Here is an 18,578-nt window from a genome sequence, read left to right as displayed (position 1 = left end):
GCGCCGGGTTTTGCGTCCGTTTGGGCCGCGGTCTCGATCTGTGGTAGAAAGTCCGGGAGGAAAGCGGCGTACAGGCAGACGAGAATGACATTCCTCCCGCAGTGGCTGCGCACGCCGTGGTCCAAAGCATTCGCGGCGGTGTTGGCGCTGATTGGACTGTACGCGGTGCTGGGGTTTTTGCTGCTGCCCAAGCTGGCCGAACAGTTTGCTCCGGAGCTGGCTGCCAGGTACCTCAAACGGCAGCTATCGATCGCCGAAGTCAGCTTCAATCCGTTCCGCTTCAGCCTCGAGCTGCGGGGGGGCGCGCTCGCTGAGGTTTCGGGTGAGCCCTTGCTGAGTTTCGCGCGCCTTTTCCTCGATCTCGATCCGGTCGGCTTGCTGGACAACACGTGGACGTTTTCCGAAGCTTTGGTCGAACGGCCTTCGGTCGATCTGGTGGTCGATGCGGAAGGGCGGCTGAATCTCGCAAAGCTCGGCAACGAGTTGCCCGAATCGGCGGAACCGGGGAAGCGGGAGGGCCAGCCCCTGGCGGTGACCTTCAAACATCTGTCGATGGTCGGTGGCAAAGTCAGGTTCGCTGACCGGTCGAGGACGGCGCCTTTCGACGAGACATTCGATTCCATCGATATCGAAGTCGCCGATCTTTCCACCTTGCCCGAAGCCCAGGGAACCCAGCATGTGACCGCGAAATTCCGTGAGCGCGGCATCCTCGACTGGCGGGGCAGGGTTTCGATCAATCCGCCCTATGCCGAGGGCGAATTGCGAGTCGGAAATGTCCCGCTCGCGGCCCTCTGGCCATTCGTGAAGGAACGGCTCGCTCTGGCCGAGCCGGTCGGTGAACTGGGGTGCGTCGCGCACTATAGGCTGGCCGAAGGGCCGGCCGGACTCGCTCTGAGCGTGAGCGGCCTGAACGCGCAAATCGAGGGACTGAAGCTGACCCCGGAGGGAGGTTCGGAACCGATCCTGGACCTGGCCCGCATCGAAGCGAAGGAGGTCGGATTCGATCAGGGAAACCGCCTGGTCCGCGTGCCGAAGTTCGAAATCCGGGAAGGCCGCTTGCGCGCGGCTGTCGACGAAGCGGGCGAAATCGACTGGCTGAAACTGTCGAGGTCAGATGCACTGGCCGCCGCCCCTCCCGTTTCGAAGGATCAGCCGGAGCCGCCGTGGCGGGTCGGGGTCGGTGCTTTCAGCATGGCCGAGATCGCCGTCGATTATGCCGATGCCACCCGGCGTGCGCCGGTCCGCCTCGGCGTCGGCGCGCTCGAGCTTTCGTTTGCCGCCGACATGGAGGTCGGGGCGGAGGATTGGAAGGCGGCGATAAACCGCCTGACAATCCGGATGGACAACATCGGGCTGACCGCGGCCGGTGTCTCGGGGCAGCGGGAAGACCTGGCGACCCTGGAATCGCTCACGGTCGAGGACGCAAATCTGGATCTGGCCAAACGCGAAGCCGCGATCGGCCGGATTACGCTGAAAGGCGGCGGCACCCGCATCGTGCGCGAGACGGCGGGCGGCATCATGCCGGCGGAGGCGCTGGCGCCCAAGGCCAGCGCGAGTCGTCCTCCGGAGCCGCCGGAGGCGGGGGCATGGCGCTACGCAGTGCAGCAGGTCGTTCTGCAGGATTTCGCTTTGGCCATGGCCGACCGAACCTTCACCCCGGCGATCGCCTACGACCTGGAAAATCTGCAGCTGAGCTTGGGGCCGGTCGCCAGCGGCGTGGATACGCCCATGACGTTCGACGCGGCATTCGCGGTCAGGCAGGGCGGGGAGTTCAAGGCGTCGGGTTCGCTGTCCCAAAGGCTGGACCAGGCCGATGGGGAGGTCCGGCTGGGGCGGATCGATCTCAAATCGCTCCATCCCCTGCTGGCCCGCTTCTCGGGCCTCAAGCTCGAAAGCGGGGATTTGTCGGCGCAACTCGAATTCGGTTACCGGCAGGATACCGGCACGGCCTTGAAGGCCAAGGGCGATTTGAGCGTGGGCGGGCTGCTCGTGAAAGAGACCGCCACCGGCAAGCGTTTCCTGTCGTGGAAGAATTTGTCCGCTGAAATGCTCGACTTCGGACTGGCGGAAAGGCGGCTGGCAGTCAAACATGTGCGCATCGCCGAGCCGGGCTGGAACATGGAGATCTTCGAGGATCGCTCGACCAACATCCAGAGGATTTTCGCCGGCGACCGGCCGCCCGGCGCGGCACCGAAAGCCGTCGAAGGCCGGCGCCGGACGGAACAGTCCAAGCCGTGGCTCGTCACGGTGGAAGCCGTTCGTGTCGAGAAGGGCGACATCGATTTCAGCGATAGGTCGCTCGTCCTCCCCTTCGCCACCCGGATCCATGATTTTTTCGGTACCGCGGCGGGCCTTTCGACCCGGCCCGAGGCGCGGACGATGCTCCAGTTCCACGGGCAGGTCGACCGCTACGGCGCGGTCAACGTCTATGGTCAGCTGAGCCCCCTGGCGCCGAAACATTTCGGCGACGTCAGCGTGGCGTTCCGCAATGTGGACATGCCGTCTCTGTCGCCCTACAGCGCGACCTTTGCCGGCCGGGAAATCACTTCGGGCAAGCTCAACCTGGACATCCGTTACCAGATCGAAGACGGCCGGCTGAAGAACGACAACCGGATCGTATTGGAACGGTTCGCCCTGGGCGAGCGGATCGAGAGCCCCAAGGCGGTTTCGCTGCCGCTCGACCTGGCGGTCGCGCTGCTGACCGACGGCGACGGCAAGATCGACGTATCGGTTCCCGTCGAGGGCGATCTCGGCAATCCCAGGTTCGATTATGGAAAAGTGATCTGGGAGGCTTTCGTCAACGTGATCACCAGGACGGTGACCGCGCCGTTCAGAGCCTTGGGCCGCCTGTTTGTTGGCGACGGCGAAGACATGGGGGGCGTGCTGTTCGAGCCCGGCAGCGCCGACATCGCGCCACCTGAACTGGAGAAGCTCAACAATATCATGATCGTTTTGGTCCAGCGTCCGCAACTCGATCTGGAAGTGCAGGGCGGGTTCGATCCGGAGTTGGACGGACGTGCGCTGAAGTCCTTACAGGTGAGGCGGGCCGTGGCCGGGAAGCTGGGTTTCCGGTGGTCGCCGGAGGAGGAGCCGGGGCCGGTCCCCTTCGATAGTACCGCGACCCAGTCGGTGCTCGAGGAACTGGCCGGCGAGCGCGGTGGTCCGAACGCAGTGGAAAAGTTTCAGACCGCTTTTGAAAAGAAGGAAGGCAGAAAGGCCGAGCGTATCGGTCGCGTTTCCGCCCTGATGGGTCGCCCCAGTCCGGATTCGGCGTTCTATCGGGCCTTGTTCGACTATCTGGTCGAAACCGCGCCGCTGTCGGCTCAGGATTTGGCGACTTTGGCCGGCCGCCGTGCCCAGGCGGTGGCCAGCGTGTTGACGCAGCGGGGCGCACTTGACTCTGGCCGCATCCAGATCGGCGAGACCGCATCCGGTGATGTCAGGGACGGGCGGATCGTCATCCGGCTGGCGGTGAAGCCGGCAGGGGGCTGACCCCGCGCGACATCGGTATGAGAATGAACGGAGCGTTGGGCGCTTGGCCGATGGAATCAGCCGCGACAGTGAGGTACTCTCCGACGGGCATATTGCTCCGCATCCTTGAGTTCGGCAAAGGTGTCGGGCTTGAGTAACATCGAGGTGATACCGCATGACGATACTACCGATCCACGCTCGTCCACCGCTTAACGCCGGGGGGAGGTGTGGCAGCCGGCCACTCGCCGTCGTACGCTTGCTCGGCTGCCTGTTGGCTCTCGCGTCGGTTCCCCTCGGCTGCGTTCTTGCCCAGCCGGGCGACTACGCTGCGGCCCGCAGCCGCATGGTCGAGTTGCAGCTCAAGGGCGCCGGGCGCGACATCCGCGATCCGCGGGTGCTCCAGGCGATGGCCGAGGTGCCTCGGCACGAATTCGTGCCCCCGCCGCTGCGGGATTACGCCTACAGTGACAGCCCGCTGCCCATCGGCTTCGGACAGACGATTTCCCAGCCTTACATCGTCGCCTTCATGACCGAGCGGCTCGAGCCCAAGCCCTCCGACAAGGTGCTGGAAATCGGGACCGGTTCGGGTTACCAGGCGGCGGTGCTCTCGAAGTTGGTGGCGGAGGTTTACACCATCGAGATCGTCGAGCCGCTGGGGCAAAGGGCCAAGGCCGATCTTCAGCGTCTGGGCTTCGGCAACGTGCAGGTCCGGATCGGAGACGGTTACCGGGGCTGGCCGGAAGCCGCGCCTTTCGATGCGATCATCCTGACCAGTGCGGCGAGCGAGGTGCCGCCGCCCCTCATCGGACAGCTCAAAGACGGTGGCCGTCTGATCGCTCCCCTTGGCCAGTCGTCTTACCAGGAGCTGTACCTGCTGAAAAAGCAGGGCGGAAAACTGGAACGGCGGGCGATCCTGCCCGTCCGATTCGTCCCCATGACCGGCGAGGTTTTGAAGGGGACGCCGCCATGATGCGGCATTGAGCGCTGACAATGCACGAAGTACGCCGGTACGGCTTGCCTTCCGCCAGCTTGCTGGTGGTGGCCAGTATGGTCGGTTCCGGCGTTTTCACCACCGGCGGCTTCCTATTGGAGACGTTACGGTCGCCTTGGCTGGTCTTGCTGGCTTGGCTGGTCGGCGGAGCGATCGCCGCCTGCGGCGCCCTGAGCTACGGTGCACTGGCGCAGCGTTTCCCGGAATCGGGGGGAGAATACCTGTTCCTGTCCCGTACCCTGCATCCCGCCGCCGGCAATGTGGCCGGATGGGTGTCCGTGGTGGTGGGTTTTTCCGCGCCCATGGCTGCCGCCGCCTATGGTTTCGGTGAGTACCTGGCGCCCTGGATGCCCTGGGATGCGCCTCAGCTCACCGGAACATTGCTGCTGGCCGCGTTCGCCTTGCTCCACGGCGCACACGGTCCAGCGGGTGCTTGGGTGCAGAACTTCGCCGTCGTGTTCAAGCTCGTGCTCATCACGGGCTTCGTTGTGCTGGCCTGGCCGCGGTTGGCCATCGCGCCGCTTGCTCTTGCGACCGGATCGAGTGGCGGCGCCGGCTTCGGCGCCTTCTTTTCCTCGCTCATCTGGGTGTCGTTCAGCTATTCCGGCTGGAACGCTGCCGTCTACCTCGGCGGCGAAGTGCGCGACCCCCAACGCAGCCTGCCGCGGGCTCTGCTGCTGGGCACCGGCCTGGTCACTGTGCTCTATCTGGCGCTGAACACTGCTTTCATGTTTTCCGCTGCTCCCGAGGATTTGGCGGGCAAGGCGGACATCGGCCGTGCCGCGGCGCTCGCCCTGGGCGGCCCCGTCTGGGGGGATTTTCTGACCCTGCTGGTGGCTTTTGCCCTGTCCCTCTCGGTTTCGGCCATGATGATGGCCGGTCCCCGCGTCAGTGCGTGCATGGCGCGGGACGGGTATCTTCCGCCCTGGTTGTCGCTGCACGAAGATGGTACGCCCAGACGGGCGACTTTCCTCCAATGCGCCCTGTCATTGGTGCTGCTATGGAGCGCGGGCTTCAAGGATTTGCTGACCTACACCGGCTTTACCCTCGGGTTGAGCACCGCGGCGACGGTCTTCGGCCTGATCCGGCTGCGGCTCAAGGAAGGCGATGCCTGTCCCGTCATCGGCTGGCCCTGGGCGCCGCTGGTCTACCTGCTGGCGGTCCTCGCCATGACTGCCGCCGCCTTGGTCCGCCAGCCCCAGGCCGCCCTCTGGGGTCTGGCCACGTTGCCGGCGGTGTGGGCGCTTTGGCGCATGGGCGCCATCTGGTCCGGAAACGCCCGCACCGGCTCCAGTTGACGGACTTCCCGGGTAAAATGGCGGTACCGAAACCAAAAATCGCGCAGCCGTCGCCGAAAGACATGCCAAGAAAGACCAGCCCCGATTCCAACAAACTCGACCGTATCGTCGCCGAAGCCCGGCGCAGCCAGGAGGAGCGGGAGCGCGGCTACCGCGAGCAGGCGCTCAAGATGTACCCCTGGGTCTGCGGACGCTGCGCCCGCGAATTCAACCACAAGAATCTGCGGGAACTCACGGTGCATCATCGCGACCACAACCACGACAACAATCCGGCCGATGGCAGCAACTGGGAGTTGCTGTGCCTGTACTGTCACGACAACGAGCATCAGCGCTATCTCAGCGCCGAGCTGACCGGCAAGGTCGAGCCCGGGGCACGGCAGGCTACCACGCTCACCCACAATGCCTTCGCCGGCCTGGCCGATCTGCTGAAGGCGAAAAAGTAAACCATGACGGTGGAAAACGAGGCGCGGCGGGTCGACATCGAAACCAAGCTCGCTTACCTGGAGGACACCGTTCTCACCTTGAACGAAGTGCTCGCACGGCAGCAAAAACAGATCGATCAGCTCGAATCCAAAATCCGGCAGGTGGTCGAGCGCGTGCAGCAGATGTCGGCGCTGGCCGAGGCGGCTGCTCCGGCGGCGGACGAAAAGCCGCCGCATTACTGAGCCAGTCCTCTGACGGAACGGGAGCACCGTGGCGCCGGGACCGGCAGAAGCGAAGCCGCACTCCACGAATGCACCGCGTGCCGGAAAGGCGAGCCATGAAGAATCAGGAAGATCGCCCATGCCCTTGACCCTTCCTCAACTCGAACGCCACCTCTTCAAAGCCGCCGACATCCTGCGCGGCAAGATGGACGCATCAGAGTTCAAGGAATACATCTTCGGGATGCTGTTCTTGACGCGCTGCTCCGACGTGTTCGACCAGCGCCGCGAGGAGGTGATCCGCCTCGAGATGGAAGGCGGCAAGACCGAGGCCGCGGCGCGGCTCGCCGCCGAAAGCGCAACGACCTGCTTGCCAGCTTCAGCGAATCACTTGAAGCCATCGGCCTGTTAGACCCCTTCCAGGTGTGCGGCATCGTCGCCGCGTTCTAGAGCTGGTGGGACGAGTACCGCGTGACGGTGACCGAGATCGAGGCCAAGCGCGACATGGCGGTGTAGGCGCTGCATGGGTTCTTGAAGGGGTTGGGGTATATGTAAACGCCATGACTCCCGCGCAAGCCATCATGCCCGCAAAAGCGGGGGGAATCCAAGGTCACCCCATGAAACAGCCGTCCGTCTATATCCTCGCCAGCAAACGCAAAGGTACACCGTGCATCGGCGTGACCAGCGACCTCGTCAAACGGGTATTGGGAACACAAAAACGATGTTGCCGAAGGGCTTTGCCAAGAAATACCAGGTTCATACCCTCGTTTACTACGAACAACACGCGGACATGCGTGCAGCCATCACCCGCGAAAAGCAACTCAAGAAATGGAATCGGGCTTGGAAAATCGAGCTGATCGAGCAGCACAATCCGCCCGCGGCGGTGCGATCTGTGGCCGGAGATCGTCAGGCCGTAAGCCGGCATACCCACACTGGTCATCGTTGAATACGGTGCTGCCGCGCCCCCGCAGGGCTGCCGTACTTGGGCGACGCCAATCGGCTGGTCTACATCTACGCCAGATCGCGCAACCACTACAAGGACACGCCGGTTCTCGGCAAGGACGTCGGCACCAAGGTGCGCAAGCTGGGCAAGCAGTGGAACGAGGTCTTTGCGCAGCGACAGAAGATCATCGATGAACTGCGCTCGGGCAAGGCCGGGGCCGGCGATCGTTCGGTCCAGCCGTTAGATCCATTGCTGCTCGGCTTCGGCGCGCAGCCGGCCCCACAACGCGCCCAGCGGCAGGTCTAACAGAGAGTAGGCGCGGGCCTTGAGCCCCGGCAGGGCACGTGCGGCGGCGGCCATGTACTGCGCGCTGAGCGCCAGTTCCGAAACTCGGGCCTCGAACAGCAGCATTTGGTGGGCTGTGCGTGCCGCCGTGCCGTAACGTTTGAGCAGGATGCCCTGTCCCTCGTCCTCCAGGGCGTAAACGTCTTCCACTTGGAATACCAGCGTTTCCTCCCCCAGGAACAGCGGATCGCTGCGGAGCGCCGCTTCCACCCGGTCGAACTCGGCACCCACGTCCAGCTCCCCGTACAGATAGCGCTGCCGTTTGCCGCCGGGGACGTGCAGCTCGGTTCACAGTGCATCCTTCACGCCCGGCACGGCGCGGGCCATCGTGGAATGGTGGAGGCTGGTTCCGGCCGGTCGGTGGGTCATCTCGGTTTCCCCTTTCGGGGTGAGGAAGGCGAAGATGCTGCGGAACAGCGACAGCGCGCCGGGCTCCCACCCGGCGCCGACGATGGCCGGAGTTTCCTAAAGGGCAGCCATGCGTCCCATCTCTTCCTTGTGCTCGATGAAGTCCCTGCCCTCGAATCGCGCGCATTCCACCACCGGGATGCCTCGCTGCAGCAGTTCGCGCGACACCTCCCGCACTTGGGCGATCGGCACGCAGACCAGTGCGGCGCGAATGGGCCATGCGGGAACGTGGCTGGACCAAAGCCCGCACTTGGGCGATCGGCACGCAGACCAGTGCGGCGTGGACCGTTCCGAGTTCGCTGATGTGGGTTACCGCCGGCCAGGCCGAGAAACGCGGGGGCAGCGGTACCGCCATCATCTGCTGACGCCGGACGAAACCGGCCGGGACGAAATGATCGTCCAGCGCCAGGACCTCGACGCAGGCCCGCCCCAGCCGGCCGAACCCGACCACGGCCGCCCGCATCGTCGGTGGCGCGGCGTCGCGGGTCACCAACGGACCGCGTAGTTCATGATGTCAATGTTCTTCTTGAAAATCTCGAGGGCGAAAGGCTGGGCGAGTTGATAAAGATCCAGGATGGAATAATCGATGCCCGGCCGTGCGCCGCCCTTCTTCAGGCTTTCTTCCACATTCCTGGCGATGACCAGCAGCAGGTCGTCCAGATTTTCCGGGGCTACGGTTTCGATGTCTCGCAGCAGCTGATCACTCATGGTGGTTCCCCTCAAAAAAGCGTTGTCGGGATTCGCAGACCGGTGTTCATCCGATCAGGTGGTGTTTCCCTTCGACCCGTACCGAGCTGGCCTGGGGTCCTTCCTCGCCCATTTCTTCGGCGAAGCGCACTGCAGTGCCGACGGTCAGCCGGTCGAAGTCCGAATTCACCACGCTGTGCCGGTGAAAATAGATTTCCCGGCCATCCGGTGTCTCGATGATGCCGTAGTCTTCCGCCGGGATCAGCCGGGAAATCCGGCCGTGCGCCTGTACCTCGTGCATCTTGACCTGGGAGCGCTGGCGCCGTTCCAGGTCTTCCAACTGCCTGCGCGCCGCGTCGAAGGCGTCCCGGATCGCGACATAGACGTCCTCGTGGGCATGATCAAGCCCCGGGTCCCGGCTGACTGCCAGTTCATGGCCTGGCACGGTGAGATCGATTCGCACGTGGTAGACGTTGCCCTGATGGTGGTGCTTGTGGGATGCCTCGACCATGACCCGGCAGCTCATGATCCCGTCGTAGAACGAATCCAGCTTCTCGACCCGCTCCCGGATGTTCCGTTCCATCGCCTCGGAGGGCGACATGTTTCGAAACGTGATCTGCGGCGAAAGTTTCATTGCTTCCCCCTCACTCATTTCGGCTCGATGTTCAACGATAGACCTTTTCGGTCCGCGTCGATAGGGTCGGTTTTCTCGAGTCCAGGGCGCTGTTGTATCAAGGCCAGCACGTAGGCCACGGAAGGCCGCGGCGCCTTGATTCCATGCCGGCGATACAGTTGCTGGATGGCCTCTTCCGTTGTCGTCGGGTCGGGTTCCATGGCGCCGATGAAACCGCTCAGGTCTTCGGTGAGTGCCCTGGGGTAACTCAGCCAACGCCAGGAGCGGACTTGCCGCCCATAGCAGTCCGGCACGATCGGTGTAACCTTTTTGTGATGCAGTACCGCAATTTTGACGTCCCGCGTGCGGCAGGTTCGAAGCTGCTCCAAGCCCAGGCGGAGGGTATCGCCGGTATCGCTGCAATCGTCGACCAGCAGCACCCTGAGTCCGCAAACGCTTGCGGGAGGCGGCGAATAACAGCGCGCCGTTTCGGTTTTTCGTGCCCCTGCCTGGTAATGGCCGATACGGATGCTTTGCAGGTCGTACAGCCCTAAGGATCGCACAGGAGCCGCGTCGGCACGTAACCGCCCCTGGCGATGGCTACCACGGCTTCGGGCCGGTAGCCGGAGGCGCGGATGCTTTCGGCCACACGCCGGCATAGCCGGCACACCTGATTCCAGGTCACCAACTCGCAGGGAAGGAAGGGATCGATCATAGTCGGTGAAGCCTGCTCACCCTTTTCCGGCAGCTTCACCGCGTGCCTGGACTGGCGGCGGCCGCGGCCAGGCTCGCTCCTTTGTCAGCGGCTCCAGGATACCCGCAGGAGCGCATCCTCATCGGTGTAGTGCGAATCCATCTCACCCTGGTAGGCATGCCGCAGCGCCTCCCCGACGCCATGGGCGAGATGCTTGTCGGTAAAGGTGATGACGGTGCGGTCTTCGCTTTCCTCGATGGCCATGATCCGCTCGAGCGGATGCTCCGTCCGGGTGGCAGTTTCGGTGTTGCGGACGAGGTTCAGAATTTCCGGACGGTGAGCGACGAAGAAAGCCCCGCTCAGCGTCAACTCACCCGCCGGTACTTGGTCGCGCATCCGCTGGCATGCGGGACAAAGATGCCGTTCGGCATCCCGCGCCGCCTCTCCCCACTGCCAGCGTCCCTGATGGAAGACGGCACCGCATTCGGGGCATACCGTTGGCTCCGGCCATTTGCCCCGGGCGCGGTAGGGATCGTGCACATGCTCTTCGAACATGCTGTCCCGGCGCGGCTGGTGGGCGGGGTCGAATCGTTTGCGGGGTCCGGTCATAGGTCGCCTCGTAGGGTTCAATGAGCAAGGTTCACAACCCATCATCGACCCGCCTCACCTGCCCGTCAAGCCATGCCGGAAAGTGCTGCCGCACTTTCCGGCGGTTCCGGACCGCTGTCTGTTAGCTGACCTCATCGATCCATGCCATCTGGATCGCTTCCAGAATTTTCTCGTTGCATCGGTCGGCGCTGTCGGCGAAGCCGTCCAGCGCCGTGATCCATGCCAGCAGATCAGTGAAGCGCACATACCGCGGGTCGACGTCCGAGTGCTGATCGGCGAGGGCGGCGGCAATATCGTAGGTGTCGTTCCATTTCATGGGCGGGTACCAAGGTGTCGGAAAAGGTCATCTCATGGACCGAGCAAATTTGCGGCCAGGCGGCTCCATCCCCCGGCCATCCCCTATGGCGACCGGCCAGGTTTGTCGCAAAGGTGACAAAGCCCTATGAATTGGAGGGTCATGTGCAATTCCTGACAAGCCGCGATTCGGCGGCCGATGCTGCCCGGTGCTGCAATTGCACACACTTGTTGGGGTAAGGGCCGCGGCTCACCATTGGCATGCGTTATGCGTTAGCCAAGCTAAAACCTCCGAGGAGGCTTTGAGTGTGAACGACTACCTGATGTTGCTGCTCGGCACGGCCCTGGTCAACAACGTGGTGCTGGTCAAGTTCTTGGGACTATGCCCTTTCATGGGGGTGTCAAGGAAGCTCGATTCAGCCATCGGCATGGGCTTTGCCACGACTTTCGTGCTGACCCTGACCGCGGTGGCGAGCTGGCTCATCGAGCATTTCGTCCTGATGCCTCTGGGCATCGGCTTCCTGCGCATCCTCTCGTTCATCCTGGTGATCGCGGCCGTGGTCCAGTTCACCGAGATGGTGGTGAAGAAGACCAGCCCGGTGCTGTACCAGGTGCTGGGTATCTTTCTGCCGCTGATCACCACCAACTGCGCGGTGTTGGGGGTGGCACTGCTGAACATCCAGCAGGAATACGATTTCATTCACAGCGCGCTGTTTGGCTTTGGCTCGGCGCTGGGGTTTACCCTGGTCATGGTGATTTTCGCTGGCATCCGGGAGCGGCTGGCTTTGATGAGCGTGCCCGAGTCCTTCACCGGCCCGCCCATTGCCTTCATCACGGCAGGCATCCTGTCCCTGGCGTTCATGGGGTTTGCAGGATTGGCCACGCATTGAACCGACACCCGAAGGAGAGTCCTATGTACATATTGTTTGCCATCATCAGCCTGACCGGCATGGGGCTCGCGCTCGGGTTTCTGCTCGGTGCCGCGGCGCGCTATCTGAAAGTGGAAGAAAATCCGCTGATCGATGAGATCGAGGCCATGATGCCGGGATCGCAATGCGGCCAGTGCGGTTATCCCGGCTGCCGCCCGGCGGCCGAGGCGCTGGTGGCGGGCGAGGCGCCGGCAACCCTGTGTCCCCCCGGCGGGCGGGCGCTTGCCGAGCAGCTGGCCAACAAGTTGTCGATCGATCTGGACTTGTCTGAGGTGGAGGATCAGGTTCCGATGGTGGCGCGGGTGGACGAATCCACCTGCATCGGCTGCGCCCGCTGTTACAAGGTGTGTCCGACCGATGCCTTGGTGGGTGCGCCCAAGCAGATCCATGCCGTGATTGCCGATGCCTGCACCGCCTGCGGCAAGTGCGTGGACGTCTGTCCGACCGAATGTCTGCGGCTCCATCCCGTCAAAGTGACGCTGCGCAACTGGCGCTGGCCCAGTCCGGACACGGTCACGGCGAAGGCGGCTTGACCATGGCGGCGCTCAGCTTCTTCCCGTTCGGGACGTCCGGCAGGATTCGCGGCGGCGTCCATCCGGAGCCGCGTAAAGAGTCCACCGCCGACCGGCCCATCGAAACCGCGTTCCCGCTGCCGGAGCGGCTCTATCTGTCGCTACAGCAACATGCCGGCCAGCCCGCCGAACCCGTGGTCCGGGTGGGTGAGAAAGTGCTCAGGGGCCAACTGCTGGCGGCGGGTCAGGGCGCGATTTCGGCACCGGTGCACGCGCCGACATCGGGCGTGGTGACGGACATCCTGGAGTATCCCGCGGCCCATCCGTCCGCCTTGCCGACACCGACGCTGCTGCTCGAACCCGACGGGGAGAATCGCTGGATCGAGACATGCGAGCTCGCCGATCCGTTCAGTCTGCCGCCGGAGGAAATCAGTACCCGGGTCGGTGCGGCCGGGGTGGTGGGCATGGGTGGGGCGGCTTTCCCTTCCGCCGTGAAACTGAACCTGGGGCGCAAGACTCGGATTCAGACCCTGCTGATCAATGGAGGCGAGTGCGAACCCTATCTCACTTGTGACGATCGGCTGATGCGCGAGCGGGCGGCGGACGTCGTTGATGGCATCCTCATCATGCTGCACGGCCTGGAATGCAACCAGGCGATTGTCGGCATTGAGGACAACAAGCCCGAGGCTTTTGCCGCGATGTCGGCCGCAGCGGCGCCGTATGGCGGCAAGGTGCAGGTGCAGCAGGTGCCCTCGCTTTATCCGATGGGCTGGGACAAGCAGCTCATCCGCTATTTCACTGGCAAGGAGGTGCCGGCCGGCGGGCGTTCCGCCGACATCGGTGTCCTGATGCACAACGTCGCCACGGCCTATGCGGTGCAACAGGCAGTGCGGTTCGGCCGACCGCTGGTCAGCCGTATCGTCACGGTCAGCGGTTCGGCGGTAAGTGCGCCGCGTAACGTCGAAGCGCCGATCGGGACGTTGCTGGCGGATCTGCTGGCGTTCTGCGGCCATCGTCCAGAGGATACCGCGAGCTACGTCATGGGTGGTCCCATGATGGGCGATTTTCTGCCGCATCCCAGGGTGCCACTGGTCAAGGGCGCCTGCGGCATCCTGGCGCTGTCGCGGCAGGAGGTGGCCGCGTCCGATGCCAAGGCCTGTATCCGCTGCGCACGCTGCGTGAGCGCGTGTCCTGCGGGACTCCTGCCGCTGGAAATGATGGCCCGGATCCGGGCCGGACAACTGGAGTCCGCGCTTGGCTACGGCCTGAAGGACTGCATCAGTTGCGGGTCCTGCTCCTATGTCTGCCCTTCGGAAATCCCGCTCGTACACTATTTCAAGTACGCCAGCGGCGAGCTCGTGGCGCGGGAACAGACGAAGCACAGGACCGAGCAGACCAAGCGCCTGGCGGAGGAGCGGCAGGCACGGTTCGAGCGCCAAAAGCGCGAGCAAGCGGCCCTGGCTGCCCAGCGCAAGGCTCAGGCGCAGCGCAAGACGGAGGAGGCCGCATGAATCTGTCGCTGTTGAGCGCCCCCTTTACCCGCTCGGACAGCCAGGTCCAGGGGATCATGGCGGCGGTGATGCTGGCGCTGGTGCCGGCCACTGTGTTCGGTGTGGTGATCTTCGGTTGGCCCGCGTTTTTCCTGTGGACGGTGACCGTCCTCTCGGCTCTGGTGTTCGAGGCGGCTTGTCTCGCCCTGGCTGGCAAACCGGTCAATGCGATTCTGCGGGATGGCTCAGCCATGTTGAGCGGCTGGCTGGTGGCCATGACGCTGCCGCCCTGGGCGCCGTGGTGGATCGGCGTGGTAGGTGCAGGTATCGCCATCGTGGTCGGCAAACAGGTGTTCGGCGGCCTCGGTCAGAACCCGTTCAATCCGGCGATGCTGGCGCGTGTGGCCCTTCTGGTGGCGTTTCCGCTGGAAATGACCACCTGGACGCTGCCTTCGCTGCCATTTTCCTCGTCCGCGCCGGGATTGTTCGACAGTCTGGCCATCACTTTCGCCGGCGCGCCTGCGGTGGATGGCATGACCGGACCGACGCTGATTGGCAACTGGAAGACTGAGCTTTCGCAGGGGCGGGGATTGAGCGAATCGCTGATTTCCGGCCATTACAACGTACTAGCGGCGATCCTCGGCTGGAAAGCAGGCAGCCTGGGCGAGACTTCCTCCCTGCTGGTGGTTGTGGGCGGACTCTGGCTGTTGAAGAAAAAGATCATCAGCTGGCATATCCCCCTATCCCTGCTGACGACGGTGGCGCTCTCCGCCTCGGTCTTCGCCTTGATCGACGGCGAACGCTATGCCGGACCGGTCTTTCATCTCACTTCCGGCGCCGTGATGCTGGCGGCGTTCTTCATCGCCACCGACTACGTCACGTCACCCAGCAGTCCGGCCGGGCAACTCATATTCGGCGCGGGTTGCGGCTTGTTCATCTTCGTCATCCGCACCTGGGGGGCTTACCCGGAAGGCGCCGGGTTCTCGGTATTACTGATGAACGCCCTGACGCCGGTCATCGACCATTACGTACGGCCGCGCATCTACGGACGCGACCTCAAGGGTCGGCCTTTGGACCTGCCGGGAGGGCGGCGATGAGCAGTATGATGCCTGAGAATCTGCGGGCGGAAGCCATCAGCCGGTGGGAGCGGCTGCGGCAGCGGTTCGACGACATAGAGACTCTGCGCCAGCGGCTGGACTACCAGACCGGACTGCTGGCTGCCGCGGGTCTGCTGGCCAGCCTGCTCCTGGGAGTGGGAGACCTGGCCACTCAGGGGGCCATCGAGCAGCGCCAGGCCGAGGACCTGCTGGCGACGCTGGAGCAGGTGCTGCCGCCCGATTTGCACGACAACGATCTGCTGCACGAGGTGAAAACAGTGTCCGACACCGGGTTGGGCGAGACTCAGGTGTATCTGGCTCGCAAGGACGGCGAGGTCACCGCCGTTGCCTTCAGTCTGTCCGCTGCCGGCGGCTATTCCGGCCCGATCGCCCTGGTCATGGGGGTGAAGGCCGACGGTACGGTGCTGGGGGTGCGGGTGGTGGCCCATGCCGAAACCCCCGGGCTGGGCGACAAGATCGAAATTGCCAAGTCGGACTGGATTCTGTCCTTTTCCGGCCGTTCGCTGGACAACACCTCGGACGAGCGCTGGCGGGTCAAGAAGGACGGCGGTGATTTCGACCAGTTCGCCGGCGCCACCATCACCCCGCGTGCGGTGGTGGGGGGGGTGTTCAAGGGCCTTGAGTTCTTCCGGCGGCACCGCACCGAGCTGGTATTGCCCGCAACAGGAGGTCAACGATGAATCCGGAATTTCGCAAAATCAGCCGCGACGGCTTGTGGGACAACAACATCGTCTTCAGCCAGAGCATCGGCCTGTGTCCGCTGCTGGCCGTCACCGGCACCGCGACCAACGGGCTCGGCATGGGGCTGGCCACCCTGGCGGTCATGGTCGTATGCAATGTTCTGGTTTCCTGGGTACGGGTATTGATCCCCTCGGAGATCCGCATCCCGGTGTTCGTGGTGCTCATCGCCATGGTGGTGACGCTGGTGGACATGATGATGAATGCCTGGTTGCACGAGATGCATAAGGTGCTGGGCCTGTTCATCCCCCTGATCGTGACCAACTGTGCCATCCTGGGCCGGGTCGAGGCCTATGCTTCGCGCCATCCCGTGGCGTATGGGGCGATGGACGGGCTGATGATGGGGCTGGGTTTCACCTTGGCCCTGGTGGTGTTGGGGGCGGCCCGGGAAGTGCTTGGCGCAGGTACCTTGTTCGCCAGTGCACGCCTTTTGATGGGCGATTCGTTCGCTTGGCTGGAAACGACGTTCATTCACGGCTACCGCGGGTTCCTGCTGATGGCGCTGCCGCCGGGCGGGTTCCTCATGCTCGGTTTCCTGCTGGCGGGGAAAAAGCTGATCGACAAGCGGCTGGCCGTCCGCCAGCGCCGGTCGATCACGGTGGGCGAAACGGTGGTGGAGACTTGAAGGAGACGGGATGAACGTGGGCGTTTGCTATGCGGATGCCGACCGCCAATTGTGGCTCCGGATGGAAATGCCGGATGATAGCACGGTCGAACAGGCCATCCGCTATTCGGGCATTCTGGAACGGTTTCCGGAGATCGATCTGAGCGTCCAGAAAGTCGGTATCTTCGGCAAACTGGTGAAACTGGACGCCCCGGTGAAGGAAGGTGACCGCATTGAGATATACCGGCCCATCACGGCCGATCCCAAGACGGTGCGGCGTCGCAAGATCGCTTCTGATGACGACGATGACGACGACGATTGATGCCGAGATTCGACGCTGCGGCGAGGCCGTCTGCGCAAGGCTCCTGGACGAAATCGAGAAGTTGGGTATCGCCCCGGGCCGGCTTGCGCGGTTGCCCTTCTATGACCAGGCGGAGTTCGAATCCAGCAGGGACCCCTACAGCGGCGAAGAGACCCTCTGCGGCCATTGGCGTGACGCCCGCGGTCATAGCGTCGGGCAGATTAAATTCCATGGAGACGGTTCGTTTTATGCCGAGTTCGACATCGTCCTGCCGCACCCTACCGATCCGCGCTGGTTCGTGGAGGGCGTAACGGCCTGGGGACGAGGCGAGGTGATCAAGGGCGAGGCGAAGCTGCTGGAGGCTTTGGGGGAATGAGCCACCTGCATCGCCGAAGTCGGGGTTCCTGTCAGTCCGTTTTAACGGCAACCGGTTCATCCAGCCAGCCTCCGCCGAACGCCCGGTATAAGGAGACCAGCGCAACCAGCGCGGTGGTTCGGGCTTTGACGTTTTCGCCAAGGACGGACAGTTTCGAAGCTTTCGAGTCCAGCACCGCAAGGTAATTCGCCGCTCCCCGTCGATACAGTGCTTCGGTCGAATGCCGGGCATGTTCTGCAGCGGTTTCTGCGTCTGCCAGTCGGTTGCAGCGCTCATTCGCCGTGCGGTGCGCGAGGAAGGCGTTTTCCACGTCTTCGAGCGCCGCCAGAAAGGTCTTTTCGTAACTCGCGGCCACTTGGTCGAGCCTTGCGTCGGCGGCGGCGATCTGCGCGCGGATGCGTCCTGCGTTGAAAATCGGTGCGGTGAGGCCCGAGCCGAGGGCGTAGACGCTTTCGGCCAGGCTGGGGAAACCGCCGACCGCTAGGGCCCCGAAGCCACCGCTGGCCGAGAGCACCAGTTTCGGCAGCAGGTCGGCGCGGGCAGCCCCCAGGCTGGCCGCCGCGGCGATGACTTCGGCCTGGGCCTGGCGAAGGTCGGGGCGCTGCGCGAGCAGGCTCGACGGCAACAAATTGGGGACGGCAGGGGTCGAGGCCGGCAACGGAAGGGGTTTGGTCAGCCTGGCCTGCAGCGCCTGCGGCGGCTGACCGGTCAGCACGCTCAGGCGATGGATCAGGCGGATGGCGGTTTCGTTCAGTGCCGGCAGGGCCGCCTCCGCGCTTTGCAACAGTGCTTCCTGTCCGGCGACGCTGGCTTCCTCGGCGAGGCCGGCGCGGTAAAAGGCTTTCAGCGTTTTCAGCCGCTCACGCTGCACATTGAGATTGTCTTCGAACAGGGCCGTCTGCTGCTGCACGCCGCGCAGTTCCAGGTAGTTCGTAGCCACTTGCGCCAGCAGGCCGACCTGGGCGGCGTGCAGCGTTTCTTCCACGCCCAGCGCCTGCGCCGCCGCTGCTTCGGCTTCCAGGTGGCGCTGGCCGAAGATGTCCAGCTCCCAGCGTGCGGCGATGCCACCGGTCACCATGTCGGCGGTGGGGGTGATCAGCTGATAGCCCTTGGCACCTGGCACGGCAATGATGCGGTCGATCCGTTTTTCGCGTCCGCCGGAAGTGAAGAAGTCGATGCCGGGATAAAGCGAGGATTCGGTAACGACCACCATGGCCGCAGCTTCCCTCACCCGGGACTGGGCGCTCCGAAGATCCGAGTTGGCAGCCAGTGCGAGGTCGATCAGTCCATCGAGAACCGGGTCGTCGAATTTCTTCCACCAGTGCTTCAAGGCCGCAGGCTCGGATGTTGGCACCGCGGGTGCCTGAGCCCAGTTTGCGGGTGCGGACGGGGCTGGCGGGAGAGCGACCCGAGTCGGCGTACATCCGCATAGGAGGCTTACGGCCAGAGCGCCGGTCAAGGTCTGACGGAACGGCTTCATGCGCGTCCTCCGTAGCGCGCCTCCTTCGGGCAGCCG

Annotated in this window: 25 protein-coding genes; 16 read left to right on the top strand and 9 right to left on the bottom strand. The window is 64.0% G+C overall.

Features of this window, described 5'->3' with window-relative positions; translation table 11 throughout:
• Nucleotides 1–84: 84 nt before the first annotated feature.
• The 8 genes from N4J17_RS03600 (at nt 85) to N4J17_RS03565 (ending at nt 7,650) form a co-directional block, all read left to right on the top strand.
• Nucleotides 85–3,492 (top strand): DUF748 domain-containing protein, encoded by a 3,408-nt coding sequence (locus N4J17_RS03600; protein WP_198322930.1) that lies wholly within the window; start codon nt 85–87, stop codon nt 3,490–3,492.
• A gap of 154 nt (nt 3,493–3,646) precedes the next feature.
• Entirely contained in the window at nt 3,647–4,441 is a 795-nt protein-coding gene (locus N4J17_RS03595) for a protein-L-isoaspartate(D-aspartate) O-methyltransferase (RefSeq protein ID WP_232470460.1), read from the top strand.
• A gap of 20 nt (nt 4,442–4,461) precedes the next feature.
• A complete protein-coding gene (locus tag N4J17_RS03590) occupies nt 4,462–5,760 on the top strand; it encodes an APC family permease (RefSeq protein ID WP_198322931.1) in 1,299 nt (432 codons plus the stop codon).
• Between the two features lie 62 nt (nt 5,761–5,822).
• Nucleotides 5,823–6,203, top strand: coding sequence for a YajD family HNH nuclease (locus N4J17_RS03585; RefSeq protein ID WP_198322932.1), 381 nt, complete (start codon nt 5,823–5,825; stop codon nt 6,201–6,203).
• Between the two features lie 3 nt (nt 6,204–6,206).
• Nucleotides 6,207–6,425: a SlyX family protein gene (locus tag N4J17_RS03580; RefSeq protein WP_198322933.1), complete on the top strand. Its 219-nt coding sequence runs from the start codon at nt 6,207–6,209 to the stop codon at nt 6,423–6,425.
• A 118-nt stretch (nt 6,426–6,543) separates the two neighbouring features.
• On the top strand, nt 6,544–6,813 hold the full coding sequence (locus tag N4J17_RS03575) for a type I restriction-modification system subunit M N-terminal domain-containing protein (protein ID WP_198322934.1): 270 nt from the start codon (nt 6,544–6,546) through the stop codon (nt 6,811–6,813).
• A 309-nt stretch (nt 6,814–7,122) separates the two neighbouring features.
• Nucleotides 7,123–7,347, top strand: coding sequence for a hypothetical protein (locus N4J17_RS03570; RefSeq protein WP_277458353.1), 225 nt, complete (start codon nt 7,123–7,125; stop codon nt 7,345–7,347).
• A 36-nt stretch (nt 7,348–7,383) separates the two neighbouring features.
• Nucleotides 7,384–7,650, top strand: a complete 267-nt coding sequence (locus N4J17_RS03565) for a hypothetical protein (protein WP_198322936.1) — start codon at nt 7,384–7,386, stop codon at nt 7,648–7,650.
• On the opposite strand, the gene N4J17_RS03560 is transcribed toward N4J17_RS03565, so the two are convergent.
• The 8 genes from N4J17_RS03560 to iscX form a co-directional block, all read right to left on the bottom strand.
• A complete protein-coding gene (locus tag N4J17_RS03560; RefSeq protein WP_198322937.1) occupies nt 7,585–7,920 on the bottom strand; it encodes a hypothetical protein in 336 nt (111 codons plus the stop codon). The two genes, N4J17_RS03565 and N4J17_RS03560, sit on opposite strands and share 66 nt — an antisense overlap.
• Nucleotides 7,921–8,154: 234 nt before the next feature.
• Nucleotides 8,155–8,289 (bottom strand): hypothetical protein, encoded by a 135-nt coding sequence (locus N4J17_RS03555; protein WP_255527241.1) that lies wholly within the window; start codon nt 8,287–8,289, stop codon nt 8,155–8,157.
• A 294-nt stretch (nt 8,290–8,583) separates the two neighbouring features.
• Nucleotides 8,584–8,805 carry a hypothetical protein gene (locus N4J17_RS03550; protein WP_198322939.1) on the bottom strand — a complete coding sequence of 74 codons (222 nt, stop codon included), beginning with the start codon at nt 8,803–8,805 and terminating at the stop codon, nt 8,584–8,586.
• 46 nt (nt 8,806–8,851) lie between these two features.
• On the bottom strand, nt 8,852–9,385 hold the full coding sequence (locus tag N4J17_RS03545) for an HPF/RaiA family ribosome-associated protein (protein WP_338457634.1): 534 nt from the start codon (nt 9,383–9,385) through the stop codon (nt 8,852–8,854).
• A 47-nt stretch (nt 9,386–9,432) separates the two neighbouring features.
• Nucleotides 9,433–9,960: a phosphoribosyltransferase gene (locus N4J17_RS03540; RefSeq protein ID WP_277458352.1), complete on the bottom strand. Its 528-nt coding sequence runs from the start codon at nt 9,958–9,960 to the stop codon at nt 9,433–9,435.
• Complete coding sequence (locus N4J17_RS03535; protein WP_232470461.1) at nt 9,948–10,112, bottom strand: phosphoribosyltransferase; 165 nt, start codon at nt 10,110–10,112, stop codon at nt 9,948–9,950. The genes N4J17_RS03540 and N4J17_RS03535 overlap by 13 nt, the downstream gene beginning before the upstream one ends.
• Nucleotides 10,113–10,196: 84 nt before the next feature.
• On the bottom strand, nt 10,197–10,700 hold the full coding sequence (locus N4J17_RS03530) for a BCAM0308 family protein (RefSeq protein WP_198322941.1): 504 nt from the start codon (nt 10,698–10,700) through the stop codon (nt 10,197–10,199).
• Between the two features lie 121 nt (nt 10,701–10,821).
• A complete protein-coding gene (gene iscX / locus N4J17_RS03525; protein ID WP_198322942.1) occupies nt 10,822–11,016 on the bottom strand; it encodes a Fe-S cluster assembly protein IscX in 195 nt (64 codons plus the stop codon).
• 286 nt (nt 11,017–11,302) lie between these two features.
• Between iscX and rsxA the strand changes: the two genes are divergently transcribed.
• The 8 genes from rsxA to N4J17_RS03485 are packed head-to-tail and all read left to right on the top strand — an operon-like array spanning nt 11,303 to nt 17,062.
• Nucleotides 11,303–11,884 carry an electron transport complex subunit RsxA gene (gene rsxA, locus N4J17_RS03520; protein ID WP_198322943.1) on the top strand — a complete coding sequence of 194 codons (582 nt, stop codon included), beginning with the start codon at nt 11,303–11,305 and terminating at the stop codon, nt 11,882–11,884.
• A gap of 23 nt (nt 11,885–11,907) precedes the next feature.
• The gene (locus tag N4J17_RS03515) at nt 11,908–12,456 is read left to right on the top strand and encodes an RnfABCDGE type electron transport complex subunit B (RefSeq protein WP_198322944.1); all 549 of its coding nucleotides are present in this window, start codon (nt 11,908–11,910) and stop codon (nt 12,454–12,456) included.
• A gap of 2 nt (nt 12,457–12,458) precedes the next feature.
• Complete coding sequence (rsxC, locus tag N4J17_RS03510) at nt 12,459–13,946, top strand: electron transport complex subunit RsxC (protein WP_198322945.1); 1,488 nt, start codon at nt 12,459–12,461, stop codon at nt 13,944–13,946.
• On the top strand, nt 13,943–15,022 hold the full coding sequence (locus N4J17_RS03505) for an RnfABCDGE type electron transport complex subunit D (RefSeq protein ID WP_198322946.1): 1,080 nt from the start codon (nt 13,943–13,945) through the stop codon (nt 15,020–15,022). The genes rsxC and N4J17_RS03505 overlap by 4 nt, the downstream gene beginning before the upstream one ends.
• Entirely contained in the window at nt 15,019–15,723 is a 705-nt protein-coding gene (gene rsxG, locus N4J17_RS03500; protein WP_198322947.1) for an electron transport complex subunit RsxG, read from the top strand. The genes N4J17_RS03505 and rsxG overlap by 4 nt, the downstream gene beginning before the upstream one ends.
• Nucleotides 15,720–16,406, top strand: a complete 687-nt coding sequence (locus tag N4J17_RS03495) for an electron transport complex subunit E (protein WP_198322948.1) — start codon at nt 15,720–15,722, stop codon at nt 16,404–16,406. The genes rsxG and N4J17_RS03495 overlap by 4 nt, the downstream gene beginning before the upstream one ends.
• A gap of 10 nt (nt 16,407–16,416) precedes the next feature.
• Nucleotides 16,417–16,707, top strand: coding sequence for an RnfH family protein (locus N4J17_RS03490; RefSeq protein ID WP_198322949.1), 291 nt, complete (start codon nt 16,417–16,419; stop codon nt 16,705–16,707).
• Nucleotides 16,691–17,062, top strand: coding sequence for a hypothetical protein (locus N4J17_RS03485; protein WP_198322950.1), 372 nt, complete (start codon nt 16,691–16,693; stop codon nt 17,060–17,062). The genes N4J17_RS03490 and N4J17_RS03485 overlap by 17 nt, the downstream gene beginning before the upstream one ends.
• Before the next feature lie 31 nt (nt 17,063–17,093).
• Here N4J17_RS03485 and N4J17_RS03480 read toward each other — a convergent pair whose 3' ends face one another.
• Nucleotides 17,094–18,542: an efflux transporter outer membrane subunit gene (locus N4J17_RS03480; RefSeq protein ID WP_198322951.1), complete on the bottom strand. Its 1,449-nt coding sequence runs from the start codon at nt 18,540–18,542 to the stop codon at nt 17,094–17,096.
• Nucleotides 18,543–18,578 lie beyond the last annotated feature (36 nt).

It is taken from the genome of Methylococcus capsulatus (assembly GCF_036864975.1).
Classification (GTDB): Bacteria; Pseudomonadota; Gammaproteobacteria; order Methylococcales; family Methylococcaceae; genus Methylococcus.
The sequence above is the reverse complement of the archived record's forward strand: the minus strand, read 5'-3'. Positions and strand labels throughout refer to the sequence as shown.